Annotated in this window: 24 protein-coding genes and 1 other RNA gene; 11 read left to right on the top strand and 14 right to left on the bottom strand. The window is 36.5% G+C overall.

Going from position 1 to position 26177, the window contains the following annotated elements; translation table 11 throughout:
* Together ACFSQS_RS04315 and ACFSQS_RS04310 are read right to left on the bottom strand one after the other, a co-directional pair.
* The coding region (locus ACFSQS_RS04315; protein WP_388014631.1) for an HYR-like domain-containing protein at positions 1–2664 on the bottom strand (2664 nt) is incomplete at its 3' end.
* Positions 2665–2696: 32 nt separating this feature from the next.
* A complete protein-coding gene (locus ACFSQS_RS04310) occupies positions 2697–3218 on the bottom strand; it encodes a hypothetical protein (RefSeq protein ID WP_388014628.1) in 522 nt (173 codons plus the stop codon).
* Positions 3219–3686: 468 nt separating this feature from the next.
* Here ACFSQS_RS04310 and ACFSQS_RS04305 point away from each other — a divergent pair, with 468 nt between their 5' ends.
* The 4 genes from ACFSQS_RS04305 to ACFSQS_RS04290 all read left to right on the top strand — a co-directional run bounded on the left by ACFSQS_RS04305 (position 3687) and on the right by ACFSQS_RS04290 (position 7924).
* Positions 3687–4172: a SixA phosphatase family protein gene (locus tag ACFSQS_RS04305; protein ID WP_388014625.1), complete on the top strand. Its 486-nt coding sequence runs from the start codon at positions 3687–3689 to the stop codon at positions 4170–4172.
* An 81-nt stretch (positions 4173–4253) separates the two neighbouring features.
* The gene (gene ppk1 / locus ACFSQS_RS04300) at positions 4254–6317 is read left to right on the top strand and encodes a polyphosphate kinase 1 (RefSeq protein ID WP_388014622.1); all 2064 of its coding nucleotides are present in this window, start codon (positions 4254–4256) and stop codon (positions 6315–6317) included.
* A gap of 1 nt (position 6318) precedes the next feature.
* A complete protein-coding gene (locus ACFSQS_RS04295) occupies positions 6319–7224 on the top strand; it encodes a Ppx/GppA phosphatase family protein (RefSeq protein WP_388014619.1) in 906 nt (301 codons plus the stop codon).
* A gap of 106 nt (positions 7225–7330) precedes the next feature.
* Positions 7331–7924 (top strand): porin family protein, encoded by a 594-nt coding sequence (locus tag ACFSQS_RS04290; protein WP_388014616.1) that lies wholly within the window; start codon positions 7331–7333, stop codon positions 7922–7924.
* Here the strand turns inward: ACFSQS_RS04290 and miaE are convergent.
* From miaE to dnaX, 3 genes are read right to left on the bottom strand one after another with little or no spacing between them, the layout of a single operon-like run.
* Positions 7921–8502, bottom strand: a complete 582-nt coding sequence (gene miaE / locus ACFSQS_RS04285) for a tRNA-(ms[2]io[6]A)-hydroxylase (RefSeq protein ID WP_388014614.1) — start codon at positions 8500–8502, stop codon at positions 7921–7923. The two genes, ACFSQS_RS04290 and miaE, sit on opposite strands and share 4 nt — an antisense overlap.
* 2 nt (positions 8503–8504) lie before the next feature.
* Complete coding sequence (locus tag ACFSQS_RS04280; protein ID WP_388014611.1) at positions 8505–9074, bottom strand: hypothetical protein; 570 nt, start codon at positions 9072–9074, stop codon at positions 8505–8507.
* Positions 9075–9084: 10 nt separating this feature from the next.
* The gene (gene dnaX / locus ACFSQS_RS04275; protein WP_388014608.1) at positions 9085–10818 is read right to left on the bottom strand and encodes a DNA polymerase III subunit gamma/tau; all 1734 of its coding nucleotides are present in this window, start codon (positions 10816–10818) and stop codon (positions 9085–9087) included.
* A gap of 400 nt (positions 10819–11218) precedes the next feature.
* Here dnaX and rnpB point away from each other — a divergent pair.
* Positions 11219–11544: RNase P RNA component class A (gene rnpB, locus ACFSQS_RS04270), an RNA gene on the top strand.
* 60 nt (positions 11545–11604) lie between these two features.
* On the opposite strand, the gene ACFSQS_RS04265 is transcribed toward rnpB, so the two are convergent.
* From ACFSQS_RS04265 to ACFSQS_RS04245, 5 genes are all read right to left on the bottom strand, one after another.
* Entirely contained in the window at positions 11605–12357 is a 753-nt protein-coding gene (locus ACFSQS_RS04265; protein WP_388014605.1) for a hypothetical protein, read from the bottom strand.
* 368 nt (positions 12358–12725) lie between these two features.
* Positions 12726–13247, bottom strand: a complete 522-nt coding sequence (locus tag ACFSQS_RS04260) for a hypothetical protein (RefSeq protein WP_388014602.1) — start codon at positions 13245–13247, stop codon at positions 12726–12728.
* A 145-nt stretch (positions 13248–13392) separates the two neighbouring features.
* Positions 13393–13932 carry an RsmD family RNA methyltransferase gene (locus ACFSQS_RS04255; RefSeq protein WP_388014599.1) on the bottom strand — a complete coding sequence of 180 codons (540 nt, stop codon included), beginning with the start codon at positions 13930–13932 and terminating at the stop codon, positions 13393–13395.
* Complete coding sequence (locus ACFSQS_RS04250; protein ID WP_388014596.1) at positions 13932–14753, bottom strand: DUF3822 family protein; 822 nt, start codon at positions 14751–14753, stop codon at positions 13932–13934. The genes ACFSQS_RS04255 and ACFSQS_RS04250 overlap by 1 nt, the downstream gene beginning before the upstream one ends.
* Positions 14737–15471: a hypothetical protein gene (locus ACFSQS_RS04245; protein ID WP_388014593.1), complete on the bottom strand. Its 735-nt coding sequence runs from the start codon at positions 15469–15471 to the stop codon at positions 14737–14739. The genes ACFSQS_RS04250 and ACFSQS_RS04245 overlap by 17 nt, the downstream gene beginning before the upstream one ends.
* 131 nt (positions 15472–15602) lie before the next feature.
* On the opposite strand from ACFSQS_RS04245, the gene ACFSQS_RS04240 reads away from it, so the two are divergent.
* The 6 genes from ACFSQS_RS04240 to ACFSQS_RS04215 all read left to right on the top strand — a co-directional run bounded on the left by ACFSQS_RS04240 (position 15603) and on the right by ACFSQS_RS04215 (position 21216).
* Positions 15603–17024 carry an ATP-dependent DNA helicase gene (locus tag ACFSQS_RS04240; protein ID WP_388014590.1) on the top strand — a complete coding sequence of 474 codons (1422 nt, stop codon included), beginning with the start codon at positions 15603–15605 and terminating at the stop codon, positions 17022–17024.
* A 309-nt stretch (positions 17025–17333) separates the two neighbouring features.
* Entirely contained in the window at positions 17334–17909 is a 576-nt protein-coding gene (locus ACFSQS_RS04235; RefSeq protein WP_388014587.1) for a DUF4126 domain-containing protein, read from the top strand.
* Positions 17910–17947: 38 nt separating this feature from the next.
* Positions 17948–18676 carry a 3-deoxy-manno-octulosonate cytidylyltransferase gene (gene kdsB / locus ACFSQS_RS04230; protein WP_388014584.1) on the top strand — a complete coding sequence of 243 codons (729 nt, stop codon included), beginning with the start codon at positions 17948–17950 and terminating at the stop codon, positions 18674–18676.
* Positions 18677–18791: 115 nt separating this feature from the next.
* The gene (locus ACFSQS_RS04225) at positions 18792–19496 is read left to right on the top strand and encodes an HAD family hydrolase (RefSeq protein WP_388014581.1); all 705 of its coding nucleotides are present in this window, start codon (positions 18792–18794) and stop codon (positions 19494–19496) included.
* An 84-nt stretch (positions 19497–19580) separates the two neighbouring features.
* A complete protein-coding gene (locus tag ACFSQS_RS04220) occupies positions 19581–20663 on the top strand; it encodes an iron-containing alcohol dehydrogenase family protein (RefSeq protein WP_388014578.1) in 1083 nt (360 codons plus the stop codon).
* A gap of 1 nt (position 20664) precedes the next feature.
* Complete coding sequence (locus ACFSQS_RS04215) at positions 20665–21216, top strand: 1-acyl-sn-glycerol-3-phosphate acyltransferase (RefSeq protein ID WP_388014575.1); 552 nt, start codon at positions 20665–20667, stop codon at positions 21214–21216.
* A gap of 215 nt (positions 21217–21431) precedes the next feature.
* On the opposite strand, the gene ACFSQS_RS04210 is transcribed toward ACFSQS_RS04215, so the two are convergent.
* The 4 genes from ACFSQS_RS04210 to prfB all read right to left on the bottom strand — a co-directional run bounded on the left by ACFSQS_RS04210 (position 21432) and on the right by prfB (position 26102).
* Entirely contained in the window at positions 21432–23882 is a 2451-nt protein-coding gene (locus tag ACFSQS_RS04210) for a TonB-dependent receptor domain-containing protein (RefSeq protein WP_388014572.1), read from the bottom strand.
* An 82-nt stretch (positions 23883–23964) separates the two neighbouring features.
* Positions 23965–24306: an arsenate reductase (glutaredoxin) gene (arsC, locus tag ACFSQS_RS04205; RefSeq protein ID WP_388014569.1), complete on the bottom strand. Its 342-nt coding sequence runs from the start codon at positions 24304–24306 to the stop codon at positions 23965–23967.
* Positions 24306–24923 carry an HAD family hydrolase gene (locus tag ACFSQS_RS04200; RefSeq protein ID WP_388014566.1) on the bottom strand — a complete coding sequence of 206 codons (618 nt, stop codon included), beginning with the start codon at positions 24921–24923 and terminating at the stop codon, positions 24306–24308. Before ACFSQS_RS04200 ends, arsC begins: the two co-directional genes overlap by 1 nt.
* A 68-nt stretch (positions 24924–24991) precedes the next feature.
* Positions 24992–26102 (bottom strand): peptide chain release factor 2 gene (prfB, locus tag ACFSQS_RS04195; RefSeq protein WP_388014563.1). Its coding sequence is split into 2 segments (ribosomal slippage): positions 24992–26038 and positions 26040–26102, totalling 1110 coding nucleotides; the frame shifts between segments, so codons are not numbered across the junction.
* Positions 26103–26177: the final 75 nt, after the last annotated feature.

The following is a 26177-nucleotide window of genomic DNA, read 5'->3' as shown; positions in this document are numbered from 1 at the left end:
GCCATCAGACACATCAGAGACAAAAGCTACGGTTGGTGTGCCTTGGTTATCGGCCTCGTCTGTTACCACGTTTACATCGGGTGCAGGTACATCGCTGATGCACTGCACGTTAATGGGGTCTGGGTTAGATGCCGTTGGCACTATGGGGTCTGTAATGGAGATGATTTGTGTTACGTTCATGGAGTTTCCGCAATCATCGGTTACACTGTACGTTCTGGTAATTATTTCTGGGCAAGTGCCGTTATCGGACACATCAGAAACAAAAGCTACGGTGGGGTTTGCTGTACAGTTATCAGCTTCATCAGTAACCACTTCAACGTCTGGAGCCGGAGCTGGTCCGCCAGGGATTGTAATTCCCGCTGGGTTTGAAGCAGTTGGAGCCGTGGTGTCGTTTACGTTAATGGTTTGCGTAGCGGTAACCGAGTTACCACAGGCATCTGTAATGGTATAGGTTCTGTTTACCACGGTAGGGCAAGTACCCGATGCGGTATCTGAGTTTGTAACGACAAGGTCTGTATTACTGGTACAGTTATCGGCAATGGTAAGCCCAAGTGCTTCAAGGCCGGCAACGGTATTTGCGGGAGTAGTGGCATCTGCGATGCTGCATCCTTCAACGGTTGTATCGGCAATAGTGCCAGAGACCGTTGGGTCTGTATCGTCGTTTACTGTAATGGTCTGTGTAACGTTAATGGAATTGCCGCAATCATCGGTAACACTATATGTTCTGGTAATTGTTTCTGGGCAGGTGTTGCCATCAGACACATCAGAGACAAAAGCTACTGTTGGTGTGCCTTGGTTATCGGCCTCGTCTGTAACCACGTTTACATCGGGTGCAGGTACATCGCTGATGCACTGCACGTTAATGGGGTCTGGGTTAGATGCTGTGGGATCTTGATTTACATAATCTAAATAATCTATGCCAATAATGACTGGTGTTGGTATTGGCTCGCCTACACAAAGTCCGTCAAGTTGATAACCTTGAATTAATGGAAAGGAAAACGGTATGTTAGATACTGCTCCATTGCCACTTATAGTCCCGCTTAAAGAAACATCAGGGTTAAAATTAGGATCTGTTAACATAGTACAATCTGTGGTAACAGTTAATCTAAAACTAATGGTTGCCAATACCGTATCAGGGTCCGTAGGGTTTGGTAATGTGCCTAAATCCCACACAATAGATCCATTTGTTCCAAAACCAGGACCTGTTTGATAGGAAGGGGTGTTTGTAGTTGTAAATATACTTGGGTTTGGTAAAGTTGTTGTAATATTTAAGTTACTTGGGTTTACAGTATCGGGAAGCGGAATAGTAATTACGGTATTATCCGTAGCTTCTGTACCTGTATTTTTTATTTCAATAGTGTATTCTGAGTTTTGTCCAGGTTCTAATATGTCTGGCGGACTAGGCGGGTTTCCGTTAACAGATGTAATATTTAAAACACCTTCGGGCTCTGGGACATAAGCATCAACAGCAAAAGTAACGTTAAATATGATGTAGGTGTCTTGTGTAGAGCCATATCTAAGCACCGTAGAGGTTTGGTTGTTGGTAATAACATCGTTGTTTGTATTGTCTATATTAAACATTGCAATATCCAAACCGGTGTTATTGGGGTTGTTTGGGAATCTGTTGGGATTGGTAATTGAGGAGTTAAAAAAGTTATCGGTAGTGTTGCCTGCATGCGAAAGTCTTTGATAAGCACCATCAATTTGTCTTTCTATTTCAAAATAATCACCAGAAATATCGACATCGCCTTCACCAGCCATAAGACCTAATTTTACATTAACAGCACCGTTTGAAACAGCGTTAAAACCAGATACGCTAATGGTGTGCTCAAATGGCCCAGAGTTTACATAAGCATGTCCATCAAAAACGGTAATGTCTCTCCAATTCATTTTAGAGTTTTCATACACAATTACCATGCCCCAGCCGCCATAATAGCCAGTACCATCAACGTTACCTTCTCTTAAAGCAATGTCTGCAACATAGTACTCACCTATACCACCGGTACTAGGGTCTTTAACATAAGCTGTAATATCTGCATAGCCTGCATACATATTTCGCTCGTCGCCGTTAGTTGGATAGGCAATGTTAATAGGGTCTGCAATAATGCCTGATGCTCCTGCTGTAACAGTCGTGTAACTAGATGCACCTGGGCCTTTAATTCGTACTTGGCGTTTATCGAATTGTTTTGTTATTCCGTTTTTGGTAACTTCAAAAGTGTTGGGGTCGTTATCGCCATCGGCATTATCATCTGCACCAGATTCTGTTCTACCTGTCCAATATAAACCTGCATAAATAATGTTGGAACAACTAGGAATGGCGTTATTTTCAGTTGAAAACGTTACAGTGGCAGAAGAGGAATTGAAGGTGTTAAATGTATTGCCTGGAAATATAGTGTTGTCTGCATCTACATAGCGCATCGCATCATCATTTGCACCACCATCAGAGTAATTAACTAAGGTAAGATTGGTATTACCAACCATGGTAAAATCACCTTTTATATTGTACGTTGTTTTACTAGGCGTAGCATCTGCGGCCCTGGGTGTAAAAGGTACCCTAGCCTGACTATAACCACTAAAGATTGATGTTAAAAGTAAAACTGCAAAAAGCACTAATGTTGTGTAATGCCTATTTGTAGTAGTTTTGTTAGTGTACAGTTTTCTCATGTCGGAATCTTTTTAATTGACTTTGGGCGTTTTTATGATGGGGATTCTGTTTTGTAAAAAATTCTAATATTCGAATTTGATTTAACCTTTACAAATTTTTCGATTTGTTGTGCTGTGCATTTAAAATAACATTTAACAAACACATATTTTAGATTGGAAAGCTTTTCGTTGGTTGTAAGGTCTAAGCGGTTAGAAAGGTCGCTTAGCTTTTTTACTTTAATTGTTATCAATTCGGCTTCATCAAATGTTTGTTTGTCTAGTAAACCAAACGATCTGGTGTCTTCAAAATTCAATTTCTTTATTTTATCTTTTCCATACACATTGCTTATGGTTTTATTACTTAAATAAGCGGTTGTATGAAGGTTTTGGTAGAGATTGTAAAATTTAATCCTATTGTTTTTTTTGGTTTTGTTTGCGCTAAGATTAGAACGCGTTTCATTGGCAGTAAGTTCAAAAATACCATGTTCTTGGGCTTCGGCTTTACCTGTTGATAAAAGACCTAAAAGGCAGGCGAACAAAAAGGTGTAATATGTAATAGCTGGTTTGTTTTTCATAATAATTAATTTAACTTTACTATATATAATAGACTCTATTATCGTGCTTTAGTTATTAAATACAAGTAAAAAGCAAGTAATTAAGTTTAAGTTTTTGAGGGAAAAACCGTGAGGGAGAACATTGATACACCAATGTTTTTTTGTAATTATGTATTAGATTTAGGATCATAACTTTTTAATTTTAATAAGTAGGTAAAACAAAACAACGTATATGTTACAGGTTTATCAAAAAAAAATGTTAAATCACTTATAAATTCGTTAAAAAGATATGCGCAGGTATTTTGTCGGTTTATTAAAACGGCTTAACGATTTGTTTAAATGCTAACAGCTTGCTGGCTTGGTTTTTATTTCATAATTTCCGTCTTTCTTTTTTTTATTAAATATCTTAGCTAATATTGAACAAATAAATTGATTTTATCCGAGAAAAACAACTTTTTATCGGTAAAAAACGTATTTAATCGAATTTTAATGAAAACACTAATTTTAATAAGGCACGCAAAATCTTCTTGGAAACACGATGTTATAGACCATCAAAGACCTTTAAACAAGCGCGGTACCGAAGATGCAAAAGCCGTTTCCAATCATTTAAAAGCGAGTAATTTAGCAATAAACAAAGTGCTTACAAGCGATGCGGTTCGTGCACAGACCACTGCAAATACTTTTATCTCTAATCTTAAAATTGATAAAACCCTAGTGGAATCTAATCACGATCTGTACGATTTTTCAGGATATAATCTCGTAAAAACCATTAAAGCGGTTGATGCCTCGGTAAACAAACTTATGGTATTTGGCCATAACCACGCCATAACCCATTTTGTTAATACTTATGGCGATATGCACATAGAAAACGTTCCTACCTGTGGTGTAACCATAATTGAATTCAACATCTCAAATTGGGCTGATTTGGTTAAGGGAAAAACAGTACAGACAATATTCCCCAAAACATTAAAATAATATAGGTTTTAATACTCCTTTTCAAGTTAAATTATTAATGTAAATAGAATATATTTGCTAGAATATTTCTTAGTTAAAAACATGACAAAAGCCAATAAAGACAACAATAAGCATATCAATAGGGAAATAAGCTGGCTGCAGTTTAATGCCAGGGTTTTGCAAGAAGCCACAGACGAAAGCGTGCCTCTAATTGAGCGGTTACGTTTTTTAGGTATTTTTTCAAACAATTTAGACGAGTTTTTTAAAGTGCGATACGCTACAGTTAAACGCATTGTACAAGCAGGCAAAGGTGGCAAGCACGAACTTGGTGGTATAAAAGCCAAAGAGCTATTGGAGATAATAACCCAAATTGTAATAAATCAGCAAAGCGAAAGTTTAGGTATTTTAGATGCCATAAAAACCAAATTGGAAAAAGAAAACATCTATATAATAGACGAAACCCAAATTGATAGCGCACAGCACAACTTCATAAAAAAATACTTTGTTCAAAACGTAAGTCCCGCACTGGTAACTATTATTTTAAACGATTTGGTAAAGCTTCCCAATTTAAAGGATACCGGTGCATATTTGGCCGTTAAAATGGAAATGGCAGACCATAGCAAACAATTCGCACTGTTAGAAATACCAAAAACCGTTAACCGGTTTGTTGAGCTTCCCAAAGAAGGCGATAAAAGCTATATTATTTTAATAGACGATTTATTGCGCCACTGTTTGGGCGACATATTTAACATTTTCGATTACAAAAGCATTTCGGCACACATGATAAAAATATCGCGCGATGCCGAATTGGATTTTGAAAGCGATTTAAGCAAAAGTTTTATAGAAAAAATATCAGACAGTGTAAAAGATAGGCAAATTGGAGAACCCGTAAGGTTTGTTTACGACAAGACTATCGATGCCGATACCCTGGAGTATTTAATGTCTAAAATGGAAATCGATGATACCGATAGCATCATACCTGGTGGCCGCTACCACAACAGGCGCGATTATATGGGCTTTCCTAGCTTGGGAAGAACCGATTTGCTTTACCGTAAAATAGAACCCTTGCCCATTAAAGGGCTCAGTTTCGAGTCCAGTATCTTTAAAGCCATTTCAAAAAAAGAATATTTGCTCTATGCGCCCTATCATACTTTTTCCTATGTCGTAAAATTTTTAAGAGAAGCCGCCTTAGATCCTAAAGTAAAAACCATAAAAATAACCATATATCGTTTAGCCGAAATCTCGCATGTGGCAAGCTCGCTTATTAATGCCGCAATTAACGGTAAAACGGTAACCGTATCAATTGAACTTCAAGCCCGTTTTGACGAACAAGCCAACATAAACTATGCCCAACAAATGAAAGACGAGGGCGTTAATTTAATATTTGGTGTTCAAGGATTAAAAGTACATAGCAAAATGTGCGTAATAGAAAGAGAAGAAAATAACAAATTGGTACGTTACGGGTTTATAAGTACGGGTAATTTTAACGAATCTACAGCAAAAATCTATACAGACCACACCCTGTTTACCTCAGACCAAAGGATTTTAAAAGACGTTAACAAAATCTTCAACTTTTTTGAAGCCAATTATAAAATATTCAACTATAAACATTTAATAACATCGCCACACCATACACAAAAATCTGTATTTAAGCTTATTGATGCCGAAATAGAAAAAGTTAAACAAGGAAAAACGGGCAGAATACGATTGAAAATGAACAGCATTTCCAGCTATGTAATGATCGATAAACTTTACGAAGCCAGTAGAGCAGGCGTTAAAATACAAATGATAGTAAGAGGCATTTGCTGTTTAATACCAGGCGTTCAAGACATGAGCGAAAACATAGAGGTTATAAGCGTTGTCGATAAATTTTTAGAGCACTCCAGACTTTATATCTTTGGCGAAGGCAGTGATTGTAAAGTCTATATCTCGTCTGCAGATTGGATGACCAGGAATATAGAAAACAGGGTAGAAGTAAGTTGCCCCATTTACAACAAGGCCATAAAGCAGGAAATAATTGATACCTTTCAAATTAGTTGGAGCGATAATGTAAAAGCGAGATTGATTAATACAGCACAAGAAAACGAATATAGAATAAATGATAACCCAAAAGTAAGGTCGCAAATAGCTATTTACGATTATTACCTAAACAAGTTACAAAACTAGTATGCTTTCAATAAAAAAATATGCTGCCATAGATATAGGCTCGAATGCTGTAAGATTACTAATTTCAAATATCATTGAAGAAAAAGGGCAACCCGTGCGCTTTAAAAAAAACTCATTGGTACGTGTGCCTATTCGCTTAGGGGCCGATGTGTTTATAAAACAAAAGATATCTAAAATCAACACAGAGCGCCTTGTAGATACCATGAAAGCCTTTAAGTTACTCATGAAATCTCACAATGTTGTAAAATACAAAGCTTGTGCCACATCGGCAATGCGAGAATCTAATAACGGCAAAAAAATTGTCGATCGCATCTTTAACGAATCAGACATTCAAATCGATATTATCGATGGCGAAGAGGAAGCCGCTATAATTGCTGCCACAGACCTACAGAAGTTTGTCGATAAAAACAAAACCTATCTCTATGTTGATGTTGGTGGCGGTAGTACAGAATTTTCTGTAATTCACAAAGGCGACAAAGTGGTGTCAAAATCATTTAAAATAGGTACGGTTAGGTTGTTAAACGATATGGTTAATAAATCTACCTGGAACGCCCTTGAACAATGGATTAAAGCCAACACATCTACCTACGATAAGGTAAGGGTTCTTGGTTCTGGAGGCAACATTAATAAAATATTCAAGCTTTCAGGAAAAACCATCGATAAACCCTTGACTTTTTTCTATTTAACATCGTTTTACAATATATTGCAAAGTTATACTTACAACGAGCGTATTACAGAATTGGGGCTTAACCAAGATCGTGCAGATGTAATAATTCCGGCAACTCGTATTTACCTGTCTGCAATGAAATGGAGCGGAGCAAAACACATTTACGTTCCTAAAATAGGGCTGGCCGATGGCATTATAAAAAGTATATATTACGATACCGTTTCTAGCAATACACAGTAAAATTTTACCATTCATCTTTTAAAATACGTGTATTATACTTTTTAATATATATTGCTCAACGTTAAATTGTTACACTTTTAAACCCAAACCTATTAAAATATTACTTATGAAAAAATTATTACTATTAACGGTCCTGCTAGCTTTTTCTTTTTTTGGATTTTCTCAGGAAAACGATTCTGCTAAACAACCTGTAGATTCTGTAAAAGTAAACACCAAAGGCACCGCTTTTCAAGGGGTTATGTATGGTGTTAGAGGCGGTCTTAATATCTCTAATCTTGATTTTGATAGCTCGCCAAATATGGCCAATAAACACAGAAACAGCATTTTTGTTGGTTTCTTTGCCAATATTGGTTTATCAAAAACCATATCCTTAATGCCAGAAATTCAGTTTTCGGCTGAAGGAGCAAACGAAGAGAAATTACATTTAGACTTTATTCAAGCCCCTGTTTTTTTTAGGTTTAGGCTTAGCGAAAAAATACATATTGGCGCAGGACCACAAGTAAGCTTAAAGGTGCACAAGGTAGATGATGGCGTTAAAAACTTTGCATATTCTGGCGTTGGTGGCATCGAGTACAAACTATCGCACATGCTTTTTGCCGATTTAAGGTATGCATATGGGTTCTCTAATGTTTTTGACGACCATTTAAACGTTGAAGCCAAAAACTCAAACATTCAAATAGGCGTTGGTTATAAGTTTTAACCATGAATAGTCTCGGTTTTTCCAAGATTAGCCATAATTTTACCTTCAAATTCAAGAAGTTGTTGCCATTTGGTATCAACTTCTTTTTTATTACCGTACTGTCTGGCAAAGCCTAAAAACATGGTATAGTGGTTGGCTTCGCTTACCATGAGTTTTCTGTAAAAATCGGCCAATTCTTTGTCTTGTAATTCTTCCGATAGCAATCTAAAACGCTCGCAACTTCTAGCTTCAATTAAAGCCGCATATAATAATCTATGTACCAATTGGGTGGTTCTGCTTCCGCCTTTAGGAAAAAACTTTTGTAGTTGCACCACATAATCGTCGCGTCTGTCCCTGCCTAAAGTCCAACCGCGTTTTATAATAATATCGTGCACCATTTTAAAATGGCTGATTTCCTCTTTTACCAAAGCCACCATTTCTTGTACCAAATCGGTATATTCGGGAAAACTTACAATTAAAGATATGGCGGTACTTGTTGCTTTTTGTTCGCAAAACGCATGATCGGTAAGAATGTCTTCAATGTTTTTTTCTACAATGTTTACCCAACGCGGATCGGTTGGCAGTTTTAATCCTAGCATAATTATAATACGTTTTCAATGAGGTTGATTTGTTTTGTTTTAAGGGTTCCGAATGCATCAATTGAAATACTGAAATCTTTATACACGTTGGTTCCCGGAATGTTAAATGAAGTATTTATAACTATAAAATTTTCATTTGAGTTTTCATAATCTATCCAAACAAACTGCATGATGGCTTGTTCCCAAAAAGCAGAGGCCCCATGTTTTTTGAAAAATTCTTTATTGATAACATTTTGAGCGACAAATTTATTGTTTTTTGAAATGTGAAATTGAGCTTCAAAATTTTTAAAATATAATATTTTGTTTATTTCGTTTGAAGCTTTTATTCTTTTTGTTGAATAGTCATCATCAAGCACATAATATTGTATTTTAACCTGAAAACCGCTGCTTAAAATGGTATCGGTTAAAACCTCGGTACGCTGCTCGGGGATGTATTTTATTTCCTCAGAAAAAGAATCAAACAGTTTGTTTTCTTTTAAAACCTCGGCACTTGTTTTGTGTATTCTGTCTCGTCCATCACAACTAATTAAAGTGATAATTAATGCAAAATATAAAATTGATAAATACCTCATAAACAATAGTTTATATATCTAATCCAAAGGTTTTTCTTAAGGTTTCAATATTGGGGTTTTTAGCTTTTAGTTTTTCAAATTTATCCGCACTTGTGTAGGCGTATTTTTTTTCTAAAACCTCGTTTACGGTAATCGATAAATTAATGTCGAAATTATTCAAGGTTTTTCTAATATAGCCCAATAAATCGAATTGTTGCCGCTCAACCTCCAACTTGTTGGTTTCGTTAGGATATTCCAAATGAATCGTAGTGCCTTTTAATTTGGGTGTGTCAATCCGTAAAATAGAAGCCAGATTGTACTGCCCTTTGTCTTCAATTATTTTAACATAGGCATTCCAGGTTTCAACGAGTTGTTTTTGGGTAAAAGCTTCTTTAGGTAGGTTTTCTTCATCAACAACAACATCCATTTGCCGGATTTGATGTTCTTTTTTTGCTCGAATACTGCTTAAAGATAAGCCCGAAGTGCGCTTGCTACCTTGTTTTAAAATAATTTTTGGGGGCTCTTTAACCTGTAAATTAGCAACAGCTTTGGGGATTTCTTTTTCCTTTGGAGTCGTTACCGTAGCATTGGCTTCAATAGATTTATTTTCAGTAGTTTTTGAAGGTACTGTAACAGCAATAGCTGTAATGCCTTTCTTTTTAAAATACGAAGGCGGAATTATGTAATGTTTGCTATTTTTTTTTTCTCCATCGAAAGTGATGGAGGCCAATTGCATTAAACAAAGCTCGACGAGCAAGCGTTGGTTTTTGCTGGTTTTGTATTTTAGGTCGCAATCGTTGGCGAGGTTTATACCCTGCATTAAAAAGGCTTGCGAGGCTTTTTTTGATTGCTCTAAATACTTGTTTTTGGTTTGTTCGCCAACTTCAAGCAAATCTATGGTTTCAGGTGTTTTGCTAACCAGTAAATCTCTAAAATGCGATGCTAATCCTGCGATAAAATGGTGGCCGTCGAACCCTTTTGAAAGCGTATTATTAAACTGAATTAGCAATTCGGGGATTTTATTTTCTAAAATAAGGTCGGTGCTCGTAAAATAGGTTTCGTAATCCAGCACGTTTAAATTCTCGGTAACGGCTTGTCGTGTTAAGTTTTTGCCCGAAAAGCTAACCACACGATCAAAAATAGAAAGTGCATCGCGCATGGCGCCATCTGCTTTTTGTGCGATGATGTGTAGTGCGTCATCTTCGGCTGTTATGCTTTGTTCTTCGGCGATATATTTTAAATAGCTTTTAGCATCTTTAACGGTAATGCGTTTAAAATCGAAAATTTGGCAACGCGATAAAATGGTTGGAATAATTTTATGTTTCTCGGTAGTAGCGAGAATAAAAATACAGTGTTTTGGTGGCTCTTCTAAAGTTTTTAAAAAGGCATTAAAAGCGGCCTGCGATAGCATGTGTACCTCGTCAATAATATACACTTTGTATTTGCCCACTTGTGGCGGGATACGAACCTGATCGGTTAAACTTCTAATATCATCAACAGAGTTGTTTGATGCGGCATCGAGTTCAAATATATTAAAGGCAAAATCTTCGTCGCCCGTTTCGGAGCCATCGCTATTAATCATTTTAGCTAAAATACGGGCGCAGGTGGTTTTGCCAACACCACGGGGACCTGTAAATAAAAGTGCTTGGGCTAAATGGTTGTTTTCAATAGCATTTAATAAGGTATTTGTAATGGCTTGCTGCCCAACTACGTCTTTAAACGTTTGGGGTCTGTATTTTCGGGCCGATACTACAAAGTGTTCCATGAAAATGTATTGAATAACAAAGTTAAAAATTCAATTTATAATTCTGGATTTTGAGCTTAGAATTTAATAGGAGTTATTAACAAGTGTTAGTTGTTAATTTATTGTGGGGTTTTGGGGTTTGTGTGAAAAAACAAAGAATATTTCCAAAAACAAACCATCTTCCCGTTTAACACATAAGCCAGCAAGTAAACCCGCGTTAAGGATTGAGCGGTTTGTTTGAGCTCGCCGACGATAGGAGGAAGCGAGTAGTGAAAGCCTGACCCCGACTTAAGAAGGGGTAACGCCCAAATAATTAAATATTCTTGAAAAATTGCATTAGTTTGTTGTAATTTTGCGCTTAAGTAAATCGCCTTATCGCTCTTGTGCTGAATTTATTTCAGCATCTTTTTATTTTAATGTAAAAGTTGATTTGAGGAGTTGCTGAAACAAGTTCGGCACTTGGGAGGAAAGTCCGAACACCGTAGTGTAGCATAGTGGTTAATGGCCACCAACCGCGAGGTTAGGAAAAGTGCAACAGAAAGTATGTACAGGTAATGCTGTAGTGAAACCGGGTAAACTCTATGTGGTGCAATGTCATGTAAACCAGTGTCCCGATAACAATTGGGAGAGGGCGGCACGCTCGATGCTGGAGGGTAGGCAGCTAAAGTGTATGGGTAACCGTGCACTCAGATAAATGATAAGGGCTCTTTTAGAGTACAGAATTCGGCTTATAGATTTACTTGGTTATAATAAACCCTTCTTGAATTCAAGAAGGGTTTATGGTTAAAAAATGGTTGGTTTTAAGTACTAATCTTCTTTTGGCGCGTACGATAGGTCTGGGCGCATTTCGCCTGTATGTTCTTCTGTTCTTGATGTGTAATTCATTACTTTGGCAAAAGTATCCCATCGGTCTGGGCCCAAAACTTTTTTGTTTGCTTCACTTCTTTTAGCCGAATCTATAGCGTCTTTTGCAGGAATAGAAACCAAATAATAGCTTTCCATTTGCCCAAATCCGTTGCGGTAAACATTGTAATATTCTGTTGAGCCTTTGCTTTTAAACATGGCTTTAACGGCTTTCATGCCCTCGCGGATTTTTTTGGCATTTTCTGGCTTATAATACATGTAAATCCAAGTTCGGTAGTTTTCGGCCTCGGTGGGTTCGGCATCTTCGGCGGGACTGTAACTAAGCGCGTTATCTTTTACAATGATGTAAGTGCCATGTGCGTCGTAGCATGCATCGAAGCGATCAAACAAATCGCCAAACTTGTCGCCCATAGCTTTTGCCATATCTGTAAACGGGCGTTTATCTAATTCTGCGAAGTTTTCAATTGGGGTTATATAAAAATACTTAAAATCGTGGCTCATGGCCGTAAACCAGCTTGTTTGTAGCTTATGTTCTACACAAGCGGAATGGAACTCTTTGGCGATTTTTTCATATTCCATAAATTTTGAAGGCTTAACATTGTCTTGATGTATTTGGTAGGCTTGTTGCGCATGGGCTACATTAAGGGTAAAGCATACAAGTAATGCCAGTACAAGGGTTGTTTTAATTGTTTTCATAATTATTGTTTTAAATGATTGGTTAACTTAATTGTTTGAATACCTGTTGTTAATATTAAAAACCAAGGTTAGCCTAAAGTTGTTTTTACTGCTTTTGTTTTTGGTGTTTAATCGGTTAAAAAAATCCTTGAGGCTCTGCCTCGGGGTTTTGGTTAAAAATGTTATTCCCGAGAATTCCTAGGCTATGGGGACTGCCACGGATATAGTTAGATTCAAGGAATTTTTAGTTGTTTTGTAATAGGTTGTTTGGCATTGCTATGTAAAAAAAGCGCAATTGCCAAAAAACAGGGTTACATTTTAAAAAAACAGATGGTCTATTAATTTTTTTTAACAGCTAATAATTTAAAACAAAGGGTGTACTGCAATTGCTATTCCAACAAGTTTTCGGTATTGTTTTTTTCCATTTCTGCGGCTTCAATTTCTATAAATGCGGCCGTAATTGAGGCCGTATCGTAATACCCGTATTCTTTGGCTACTTTTCCATCAACAAATTGCGAGGTTAAGTGTACCGGGATAACTAATTCTTTGCCGTTTGCTTTTAGCTTGCCGCTCCAGACCGACCAATAGTTAACCCATTTGTTACCTTCTTTATCGATAACCATTTCCAATACGGTTTTGTCGTCTGAAAAGCCATAGGAAGAGAAATTAGAAATCATCTCTTGGTGGCGCTTCATGCTTTCTAAATAGGATATACCGGTGTTTTTGTTGTGGAATACTTGTGCGGTATCTATAAATACAGATTTCCAAGTGTTCCAGTCTTGATCTTCGTAGGCTTTTACTCTTAATTTTATGGATTCGATTTCCGGCGCTTCAGAATAATAGCGCTGAGGCTCTTTACTGCACGATAGCATTAGGGTAACAATAAACCCAAATAGGATAAGTTTTTTCATTTTTAGTGATAGTTTTAGTTAATGATTCTAATACCGTAAAAAAAGGTATTTGCTTTTTTTTGGTAAAAAAATAGAGCTTTTTACTCTTAGGGAGATACCTAAATTAATGAAAAAAAAGGAATTATAATAAAAAAAGGGCTAAAATTTAGTGGGCTTCAAAAAAGCTGAACATATTGCCTCCATAAGTTTTCGAATAGCTAAAACCTTTTAAATCAGATAGGTTGGTGTGTTTGGAATGCTCGATTATAAGCAGGCCGTCTTCTAAAAGTAATGTGTTTTGAAATACCAATTCTGGGATTTTTGCAAATTGCGCTTCTGTAAAATGATATGGCGGATCTGCAAAAACAACATGGGCTTGCTGCGTGCATTTTTCTAAAAACAGAAACACATCGCTTTTTATGGTGGTAATGGGCATGTTATATTTTTCGGCAGTTTGGTTAATAAACTTTATACAGCCAAAATCTTGATCTACAGATGTTATCTGTTGGGTGCCTCTTGATGCAAACTCGTAACTTATATTACCTGTTCCTGCAAATAAATCGAGTACGGAAATGGCATCAAAATAAAAAAGGTTGTTTAGTATATTAAACAGGGATTCTTTTGCCATATCGGTTGTGGGGCGCACCGGTAAGTTTTTTGGCGCAATAATTTTTCTGCTTTTGTATAATCCTGAAATAATCCGCATTAAAAACTGTGTATTAAGGTAAAGTTTGAGTGGTTGGCATCAGTGGGTTGTAAATACTTGTAATTGTCCAATCGTTTTCCAAAACTTACATGCCTTATGTAGGTGTAAGCTATGTTGTATAATTCATCATCTTTCGAAATATTTCCAATAAGAATTAAATGTAACGTTTCCGGGTTGAGTTTTAATTGTTCGGCAGTAAAAAGTATGTAGTAAATAAAATCTTCCTTGGTGCTGTATTCAAAGGTGTTGTAAAGGGTGAGTTTTCCTTTTTTTGTTACAATAATTTCAAAATGAACTGTATTTACATTAACGTAAACCTTGGTGCCATCTGCATTTTTTTCAATTGCTAAAATACGTTCTATTAAAATGGTGGAAAAATGTTTGTAGGTAAAGCTTCCGAATTTTTCGTAAATAAAGTTGTTAATGTTTATGTACGGGACGTAAACGTTTACGCTATTGTTGGTTTTTATGGTATCGAAAGCAATAAAATCGGTTTTTAGGATTTTAGAATTAAACTTCAGGTAATGGGCTAAACAGGCTTCATCGAAAAATGCTTCTGGTACTAGTGTGGATAGCTCGTTGGTGTGTATTGCAATAACGTTGCTAAAGGTGTCTTGTAAGGCGTTTTCTGTGTTAAACAATTGGATTAGCTTGTCTAAAACTTCAAAGGGGTTTAGTTTTTTATTGAAATCTATTTGCTTTAATGTGCTAATGGTTTGTGTATCTCTATTTAGGATACAAAAAGAAAGTCCACTCAAACTTATTTGAATGGACAATTCCTTATAACTTGGTTTATTGTAATCTTTATTCGTTAGCGCCATAGGTTTTTGGCCAGTTTCCTGCTGTGTTTACTTCGTCCATAGAGCCTACTTTTAAGGCGTCTCCATTTACACCGTCAACAGATACTACTTGGTTTTCTTGCGAGAGTAGGTCTTTGTCTTGGTCAAACAAAATTACTTCTTTTTTAACCAGAGCTTCAAACACGGGTATTTTATTGCCGTTTTGGTCCAAAAGGCCGGCTTTAAGTTGAAATTTAGCCCCTTCTTTTCCAACAGGTACATTCATCATGGTTTTGTAACGGTCAGAATTTTTAAACAACGAGTCTTTTACAGGTACAAAGCCCAAGGTGTCTATTAGTACTTTGTCTTCAAACATGTCAACTCCAAATTGTTTGGTTAGTACAGGGTCCAGAACGCTGGTATCACGGCGTTGCGTAATTGTAAATTCTGCGGTATCAACAAACTTCACTAAATTATCGAAGTTGCCAGCAAATTTACCAGTTACTTTTCTGTGCGCCAGTTGCGCTTCTCTTATATCGTTTAAGCTTTTAATTACTTCTGCATAACGTTTGTTTTTGGTTTTGTTAAACTCGATAGGCGCATAGATAGACTGGAATGTATTATATCCTAAAAAAGCAATAGCTATCCAAAGCACAACTTGCAACAGGGGTTTAAATTTTGTAGGAATAAATTTGTCAACTAACTTAACCAAGCCAATTGTTACAAGAATTACAGCAATAGCAACTAAAACTAATTTCATAATAGGTTATTTATTAAAAAAAATTTATTAATGGTATTTAGCAAATCTACAATTTTTTTTTAATCGCAAAAACCAAAGAACGTAAAAATCATTTCTATATTTGAATAATTTTTAAAATATTTTGTTTTAGTATGACGTCTTCAGAATTTTACGCCCTTATCAAGCAGCGGTTTCCGTTTCGGCCTACCTTGAAACAAAATATTGTACTCCAGCAACTTACAGAGTTTGTTTTCAGTAAAAGCCCAAATGCCCTGTATTTGCTAAAAGGCTATGCAGGTACTGGTAAAACCAGTATTGTGGGTACGCTTGTTGCCAATTTGTGGCAGGCCAAAAAAAGTGCTGTTTTAATGGCACCAACGGGTAGGGCGGCTAAAGTAATTTCAAATTATTCGAATAAAGAAGCCTTTACCATTCACAAAAAAATATATTTTCCTAAAAAGGATAAAGGTGGTAGCGTGAAGTTTATTTTACAACCCAATAAACATAAAAACACCATTTTTATTGCTGACGAGGCCTCAATGATTCCTGATACGCCCGCAGAATCTAAATTTTTTGAAAACGGATCGTTGCTGGATGATTTGATGCAATATGTGTATTCCGGCCACCAATGTAAATTGCTTTTAATTGGAGATACCGCCCAATTACCTCCGGTAAAACTCGATTTAAGCCCAGCGCTGGACGAAAACAAATTAGCCTTAAATTACAACAAAGAAGTTACAAAAATGGAGCTTGACGAAGTAATGCGGCAAGAGCAGGATTCTGGTATTTTAGAAAACGCCACGGTGCTGCGCGAGGCATTATCGAGAAATGCCCACGATGCTTTTAAATTCGATTTAAACGGTTTTGCCGATATTGTAAGATTGGTTGATGGCTACGAAATAATAGACGCCATTAACGACGCGTACAGCAGTTTAGGAAACGAGGAAACCGCTATAATTGTTCGTAGCAACAAACGCGCCAACATGTATAACCAGCAAATACGAAGCCGCATTTTGTTTAATGAGCACGAGTTAACCGCTGGCGATTATTTAATGGTGGTTAAGAATAATTATTTTTGGATTAAGCCCACTACCGAAGCCGGTTTTATTGCCAATGGCGATATCATTGAGGTTTTAGAAATTTTTTCAATTAAGGAATTATACGGATTTCGCTTCGCGGAAGTTAAGGTGCGCATGGTCGATTACCCAAAAATGAAACCTTTTGAAACCGTTTTGCTATTAGATACTATTGAAGCCGAAACACCATCATTAACTTATGAAGATTCAAACCGATTGTATCAAGAAGTTCAAAAAGATTACGAAAACGAAACGAGCAATTACAAAAGGTTTTTAAAAATAAAAGGCAATAAACATTTCAATGCGTTGCAGGTTAAATTTTCTTATGCTATCACGTGCCATAAATCTCAAGGTGGGCAATGGCACACCGTTTTTGTAGAGCAGCCCTATTTGCCCAATGGCATCGATAAAGACTATTTACGCTGGTTATACACTGCCGTAACCAGAGCCAAAGAAAAATTATATCTTATTGGTTTTAAAGATGATTTTTTTGAGTAATAGTAGTAAGTTGGAAGTTGGAAGACAGAATTTGTTTGCGTACATAATCTCATCGTATTTATAATGCGAAAATGTGTACAAATTAATAAACCACTTTTTAAATTTTAAGAGTGAGAGTTCCCCGCCTTGGAGGGGCTAGGGATGGGTTTTAAATTAAAGAGTTAGAAGATAAGCTTTTACTGAGGACTGCTGATTTTGAAGTTTTTTTACCAACCAATTAACTTTTAAAATCTTTGTAAATTAGCATGGTGCTTTAGCTTTGAATGATTATTAATTTTTAAAAAAATTCCCGAAAGGGGATTTAGGCTTATGACAGTAGAAACCATTATTAGTATATGTTTAGGCATAGGGCTTGCCGCATCGGTTGGGTTCAGGGTGTTTTTGCCGTTGTTCGCATTGAGTTTGGCCGCTAATTTTGAGATTTGGCCACTCAACGAATCTTGGGAATGGATCGGCAGTACCACTGCTTTATTAACTTTAGGTGTAGCTACCCTAGTAGAAATTTGCGCCTATTTTATTCCGTATGTCGATAACGTATTGGATAGTATTGCAATACCCTTGGCAACACTGGCAGGAACTGCGGTAATGCTATCTACGGTATCCGATTTAAGTCCCGTAACCACATGGGCTTTGGCCATTATTACAGGTGGCGGAACAGCAGCAGCCATAGCAGGAACATCCAGCACAACACGATTGGCATCAACGGCAACAACTGGCGGGATGGGAAACCCGTTGCTCTCTATTCTAGAAACGGTTACAGCAACGGTAATGTCTGTTATTTCAATATTCATTCCCGTTTTAGCCCTAATTTTGGCGGCCATATTATTATTTGTGGTCTATAGGGTATATAAAAAGTTTAAACCATCAAAAGCCAAAAATCATTAATATTATAGTATTTTTGAATTGTAATCGATTATTAAAAAATGAAGATAATTTCAATGATACCCGCGCGTTACAGCGCCACGCGTTTCCCAGGAAAACTCATGCAGGATTTAGGCGGTAAAACCGTTATCTGTCGTACTTACGAAGCAACTGTAGCCACCCATTTGTTTGACGATGTTTTTGTGGTTACCGATAGCGACATTATATACAACGAAATAGTAAAAAACGGCGGTAAAGCCATAATGAGCGTTAAAGAACACGATTGCGGAAGCGATAGAATAGCCGAAGCCGTAGAGGGGTTAGATGTAGATATTGTGATAAACGTACAGGGCGACGAACCGTTTACCGATGCAGAATCGCTAAAAAAACTCATAGAAGTCTTTAAAGGCGACACCGATAAAAATATAGATTTAGCCTCCTTAATGGTGCATATTACAGACCAAGAAGAAATTAACAACCCAAACACCGTAAAGGTAATTGTAGATCAGTCTAACTTTGCGCTCTATTTTTCTCGAAGCCCAATACCATACCCAAGAGATAAAAATGCTGGTGTAAAATATTACAAGCACAAAGGCGTTTACGCCTTTAGGAAAACCGCGATTTTAGATTTTTACAAGTTGCCCATGTTGCCCCTCGAAGCTTCAGAAAAAATTGAATGCATCAGATATTTAGAATACGGAAAAAGCATAAAAATGGTTGAAACAAACGTGCAAGGTGTCGAGATTGATACACCCGAAGATTTAGAGCGCGCCAAAAAACTTTGGAAATGAGCAAGTCATTCCGTTGAAATCGTAAGATTCATCAATTCATTATTATAAAATTTTAAACAATGAATATAAAGGGAATCTTTTTTAAAATGAATTATAATTATTCATAAACAAAAAATTGATAAACGAATACAAAAACATAAAAGTCATTGGTTTTGATGCAGACGATACCCTTTGGGTTAACGAAACCTATTTTCGTGAGGCAGAAGAAAAAATTCAACGTTTATTATCAGATTACGAAACCCCAAACAAAATAGACCAAGAACTGTTTAAAATGGAAATGAAAAACCTGCCCATTTATGGCTATGGCGTTAAGGCTTTCATTTTATCGATGGTTGAAGTCGCTTTAGAACTATCTAATTATAACATTTCAAATAAAACCATCGAAGCTATTTTGAATATTGGTAAAGACATGCTAGAAAAACCAGTAGAATTATTGGATGGTGTCGAAGAGGTTTTAAGCGACTTATCTAAAAAATACAGATTGATATTGGCAACCAAAGGCGATTTGCTGGACCAAGAACGAAAATTGCAAAAATCGGGTTTAACCAAATATTTTCATCACATAGAGGTGTTAAGTGATAAAAGAGAACGTAATTATTCAAACCTTTTAAACCATTTAGATATTAAACCTACCGAGTTTTTAATGATTGGTAACTCTTTAAAATCAGATATCTTACCTTTGGTAAATATAAAGGCACATGCCATTCATATCCCGTTTCACACCACTTGGGTCCACGAACAGGTAAGCAAAAAAGAAACCAACGGTAAAATATACAAAACTATTGGTAGCTTAAAAGAGCTGATAAACCTATTAAACTAAAATACTAGCACATTACAATGTTTTTAATCGACTATGATTGAAAATAATACTATTTTTACATTTTGATAAAAGAACTTATTTTAAATGAATTACAGAAACTTTCCAATGGTGCCAAAAGTAATTTTTGGCAGAGGTAGTTTTAATCAGTTAAATGATATTATTGCCCCAAAACGTATAAGCATTAACGCCCCTTTTATTTTTTTGGTGGACGATGTCTTTAAAAACAATACTTGGCTAACCTCAAGAATACCTACGGCTTACGAGGATAAAATTATATACATTTCTGCCAACCAAGAGCCCACAACAGTACAAGTGGATGCGTTGGTAGAAGATCTTATACTAAACACCAAAGCGCTGCCCTCTGGTATTATTGGAATAGGTGGCGGCACCATTTTAGATTTAGCCAAGGCCGTATCAATCATGCTAACCAACAAAGGAGAATCTAAAGATTACCAAGGCTGGGATTTGGTTAAAAACCCTGCCATATACCACGTTGGCATCCCAACATTATCTGGTACCGGGGCCGAGGTTTCCAGAACTACGGTGCTTACAGGCCCCGAAAGAAAATTAGGCATAAACTCAGATTTTACTCCTTTCGATCAAGTTGTTTTAGACTCCGAGCTAACCAACAACGTACCAAAAGACCAATGGTTTTACACCGGAATGGATTGTTATATCCATTGCGTAGAATCGTTAACGGGCAACTATTTAAATGCCTTTAGCCAAAGTTATGGAGAAATGGCTTTACAGCTTTGCGAGTCTATATTTTTAACCAACGACCTATCAACAATCGAGGCACAGGAAAAACTTATGATGGCGTCGTGGCACGGTGGCATGAGCATTGCCTATTCTCAAGTAGGTGTAGCACATGCCATGAGTTATGGCTTATCTTATTTATTAGGTACAAAACACGGTATTGGTAATTGTATTGTTTTCGATCATTTAGAAGAATTCTATCCAGAAGGCGTAAAAGTGTTTAAAGCCATGAAAAAAAAGCATAATATTATTTTACCAAAAGGTATTTGTGCTAATTTAAGCGATAGGGAGTTTGATATAATGATTAATATATCACTTAGCCTAGATCCGCTTTGGGAAAATGCACTGGGTAAAAATTGGAAAAAAATAATGACACCAAAAAAACTAAAACAACTCTACCAAAAAATGTAATATGCGGTGGTTGGCCAAATTTATTTACTTTAAACTTTTAGGCTGGAAAGCTGTTGGCAATACCAATTTCTCAAGTAATACCATTAAAAAAGCCGTAATTATTGCTGCGCCACATACCAGTTGGCACGACTTTTATATTGGGGTTTTATTACGAGCGGTTTTAAATATTAAAACCAACTTTGTTGGTAAAAAAGAATTGTTTGTTTTTCCAATTGGGTGGTTTTTTAGAGCCTTAGGCGGCGCACCAATTAACCGCCAATCCAACGAAAACAAAGTGCAGGCCATTGCAAAATTATTTAAAGAGCACAATGAGTTTAGAATGGCTATGGCACCAGAAGGTACAAGAAAAAGAGTAGAAGATTGGCGCACCGGTTTTTACTACATTGCCAAAGAAGCTAAAGTGCCCATAATAATGTTTACATTAGATTTTGAAAACAAACAAAATAAGATTTCTGAACCTTTTTATCCCACAGATGATATAGAAGCAGATTTTAAATTTATATATAATTTCTATAAAGGAGTAAAGGGAAAAGTGCCCGAATATTCAAAATAATCTAGATTTTAAAATTTATGCTAATATTATGTTTTTGGCACAAATTTTGAATTACATTTTGTAGAATCCCGAATGAAACATAAAGTAAACCAGATTACTGGCTCTAAAAAGAAACATTCGCTCTATATACACTTAAAGCTGCTTTGTTAAAAGCAGCTTTTTTGTTTGTGTAGTTTAAAATAAATAGGTGTTTTAAATACTATATATAATTGGCATTACATTTCCATGTCACCACCGCCAAAATCGCCGCTGCGTTCGCGTTTTTTCTTTTGGTTAAACCTGTAGGTAAACGATAAATTGTAGGTGCGTCCGCCTCTAAATCTTATTTCTTGGTCTGCCGTAAAGGTATCGGCAGTTATATGGTTTTTAAAAACAGCACTATCTAGTATATCTCTAATATTAAATGCAATAGAGGCTTTGTCTTTAAACAAATCTTTACTAAAAGCCATATTTGCAGAAAAACGTCCTTTTCTACTGTTTTGTGCATCATCACTTGGGCCTCTGTACCTCATGTTTGTTTGCCAATCAATCTTGTAGGGTAAAGTTAATTTGTTGCTTAAACGTGCCGACCAAGTTAAGGCATCCGAACTTAAATCTACTCCATTAAATTCGCCTGATCTATCTAATTTAAAAAGATTAAAATCTGTATTTATACGCCATTTGCGCGTAGGGCTGTAGTTTAGGTTAAACTCAAAGCCAGAGCGTTTGTCTGTAGCTAAATTTACCGGACCTCTTTCTATTACAGGAAAAATTTCATTATCAATACTAACGGTTTCTCCGGTTTCTCTACTTACAAAACTCATTACATTTGTAGAATGCTCGTAATACACCGCGGTGCTTAGGGTAAATTTTCCAAATCTGTTCAAATATCCTAATTCAAATTTATCAGAATAAGTGGGATCTAAATCTGGGTTGCCTTGAAAAACGTTTGTTAAACTAGAGCGCGACGGAAAAGGGTTCAGCATAAAACCTCGCGGTCTTCTTAGTCTTCTATTGTATCCCAACGATAGGCTTTCGGTATCGCTTATCTCGTAATTTAAGTTTGCTGTTGGGAATAAACCTGTTAGGTTCTTTCTTTTAAAATCGCCGCTGGTTGGTTGGTCCAGGGTGGTTCTTGTATTTTCTAATCGTAAACCTAATAAATACGAGAACTTATTAATTTTGCTACCGTATTGGGTATAAACCGCAGTAATGTACTGTTTGAAATTAAAGAGGTTGGAAAGGTTTTCATTCAATTCGAAATTTCCGGTATCAGTATTCAATAATTCTACGGTATAATCAGTAGAACGATCGCTAAAATCGCCACGGAAACCCATTTCAATTTGGCTCATTTTGCCTATGGGCAGAATGTAATCAGACTGTAACAGTACTTTGGTTTGATTTTCTAGAGTTGTAACAAAATCGGTATCGGTACCATCAACATTTATTAACGAGCTTTCGTCTTCGTTGGAATCTTCAAATTGAAAATCGAAAGTTAGCTTATGGTCGGTTTTATCAAAATCTTTTGTGAAATTTAAAGCGTATTGAATGGTTTCTCCGTCTTCTAATTCTGGGTCCAGTCGTACACTTCTGCTCGTTGTATTGTTTATTTTGTTAAATTGAACAAGGTTGTTAACCGAGTTGTTTTCGCCATTGCTATTGCTGTAAACAACCGAGGTGGTTAAAGATGCCGAATCGTTAATGTACCATTCAATTCCGGCATTGGTGGTAAAGCCTTTTCTGGTATCTGTCCAATCTCTTTTTTCGTCTAGATCGGGCGTGTTTATATCGTTATATTTTACATCGTTGTACCAGCGCCCAATAGATTCTCTGTACCTGTAAGACGTGGTGTTAAACAGGTTTATGTTTCCGGTTCTGTAATTTACATTGCCCGAAATGCCTGCAGCATCCGGATGGCCAACATTAGCGGTAATGGCACCGTTGAGCCCCAATAACTTGCTGCGGCGTAAAATAATATTTAAAATTCCGGCGGTACCCTCGGCTTCGTATCTGGCCGATGGCGAGGTAATTACCTCTACTTTTTCAATAGATTCGGCAGGCAATTGTTTTAAGGCATCGGTAGAATTTAACCCCACTAGACCTGATGGTTTTCCGTTAATTAAAATACGTACGTTGTCGTTTCCGCGTAGCGCCACATTACCTTCGGCATCAACCGAAACCGAGGGTACATTGTCTAAAACATCGCTAACGGTTCCGCCGCTAACGGTTAAATCTTTGCCAACGTTGTATATTTTTTTATCGAGTTTTATTTCTACCGTGGTGCGTTCAGCTATAATTTCTACTTCGCCTAGCGATGCAAAATCCAGCTCTAAAGCAAAAGTGCCAATATTCTCGTCGGCTATTAATTCTTTATTCGAAATTTTTTGGGTTTTAAAAGAGATATATTCAACAGAAATATCATAAACACCGGTTTTAACAGGAATGCTAAAATTGCCATTAAGATCGGTAATGCCGCCAGTAACTATTTTATTTTTCTTTTTGCTAAAAAAAGAAACGGTTGCATACTCTAAAGGCTCACCTGTTTCTTTGTCTATAACGTTTCCGGTTATTAATACCTCTTTGATTGTGGGTATTGAAACAGGTAGTTCTTCTAAATTTTTAGGTTGAGAATACGCCTTTACAATACATAAAATAAAAGCGAAAGTAAAAGTAAATATTTTGTTCATGGTTAGGTTTTGCCGTTTTAGACTGCAAAAATAACCTATGGTTTAAGCTATGCAGGTTAAAGATATGTTAAAAGATTAACCTTTAAATAATATCTAAAATAAGTTCGGGCGGCCTGCCAATTACAGCTTTGTTGCCGTTAACTACAATGGGGCGCTCAATTAGTTTGGGGTTTTCTGCCATGGCTTGAATAATTTCGGCATCTGTTAATGTTTTGCCTTTATAATTTGCTTTCCAAATGGCTTCGTTTTTTCTAACTAAATCTATTGGTTTTATTTTTAATAATGCAATTATTTCTTTTAACGCTTTCGCGGAAAGGGTAGCGTCTAAATATTTAACAATTTCGAATTCCTTTCCTGAATTTTCTAGAATCTCTAATCCGCAACGCGATTTACTGCAACGGCTGTTGTGGTATATTTTTATCATTATATATTGATATTATATTTTTTTAATTGTTGAATAAGTTGATTGGGAGATGTAAAATGAATGCCATTAATATCCAAATTATTCGCAGCTTCAACGTTTGTTAAACTATCATCTATAAAAATAGCGTTTTCGGCTTTTATATCGAACCGGTTTAGGGTTAAATGATAAATGGCATCAAAAGGTTTTCTGGTTTTTTCTTCGCCCGAAACCAAAACACCTTCAAACCAATGTAAAAAACCGAACTTTTTTAAGGCAATCGGGAAGGTTTCTGCACTCCAATTGGTAAGTGCAACCACTTTGTATTGTTTTGAATCGATAAGTTTTTTAAGAATATCAACCGTTCCGGAAATAGCATCACCCAACATATCTTCCCAACGGCCGTAAAACATTTCAATCTCTTTTTGCCATTCGGGGAACAGGGCTATGCGTTCTTTGGTTGCCTTTGCCATGGGATAACCGGCATCTTGGTTTTTGTTCCAGTCGCTGGTACATATATTATCAAAAAACCATTGCATTTTTTCTCGGTTGCCGTTAAATACGTCTAAGTAAACGTATTCTGGGTTCCAATCGATTAATACACCGCCAAGGTCGAAAATTATAGTATCTATTTTATTCATTTAATTTTTGGGTTTTTACACCTACAAGTCCCAATACTTCGGGATTGAAACCTTGCAGGTCTCGAATTTTATAATTGCGAATTGTCTTCTTCTTTTTGCCCCATCATCATTAAATATGCTTTTAAAAAGGCATTAATATCTCCATCCATAACCGCATCAACATTACCGGTTTCGTGGCTGGTCCTTACATCTTTAACCAATTTATAAGGGTGCATTACGTAATTGCGAATTTGGCTTCCCCATTCAATTTTCATTTTACCGGCCTCAATATCATCGCGTTGTGCAAGTTGTTTTTGCAATTCAATTTCGTATAACTGAGATTTCAACATTTGCATGGCACGAGAGCGATTATCGTGCTGCGACCTGGTTTCTGAGCATGAAATTTGAATACCCGTTGGTTTGTGGGTTAACTGTACTTTGGTTTCTACTTTGTTAACGTTTTGCCCACCGGCACCGCTGGAGCGCGCTGTTGTAATCTCTATATCTGCGGGGTTAATTTCAACTTCAATGGTATCATCAACCAATGGATACACGTAAACCGAAGCGAAACTGGTATGGCGTTTTGCGTTACTATCAAACGGCGAAATACGCACCAAACGGTGTACGCCATTTTCGCCTTTTAGCCAACCAAAAGCAAAATCGCCTTCAATCTCTAAAGTTACCGTTTTTATGCCCGCAACATCACCTTCTTGAAAGTTAAGTTCCTTTACTTTAAAGCCGTTTTTTTCGGCATACATTAAATACATGCGCATTAGCATACTTGCCCAATCGCAGCTTTCGGTACCGCCGGCACCTGCAGTAATTTGTAAAACGGCGCTTAGGCTGTCGCCTTCTTCAGAGAGCATGTTTTTAAACTCAATGTCTTCTAAAAGCGTTGCGGCTTTATCAAAGCGGGTCTGCACTTCTTCTGCGGTAGCCTCGTCTTCTTTGTAAAACTCGTAAAGTACTTCTAAATCTTCAACAAGTGTTTTGGCAGTGTTATAATCTTCTACCCATTTTTTCTTAACTCTAATCGATTTCATTATAACTTCGGCTGCTTTCGAGTCGTTCCAAAAATTGGGGTCGAAGGTTTGTTCTTCTTCGTTTTGTATTTCAATTAATTTGGCATCAATGTCAAAGATAGTGCCTTAGTTTATCAAGGCGGGTGTTTAGGTTTTTTATTTGATCGGAAGTAATCATAGAATATTTATTTTGAACAAAAATAGAATTTAAACATACAGAATAAAATTAATACTGAGATAATTTTATAGCTTT

This window comes from Gelatiniphilus marinus (assembly GCF_042684345.1).
GTDB lineage: Bacteria > Bacteroidota > Bacteroidia > Flavobacteriales > Flavobacteriaceae > Gelatiniphilus > Gelatiniphilus marinus.
The sequence above is the reverse complement of the archived record's forward strand: the minus strand, read 5'-3'. Positions and strand labels throughout refer to the sequence as shown.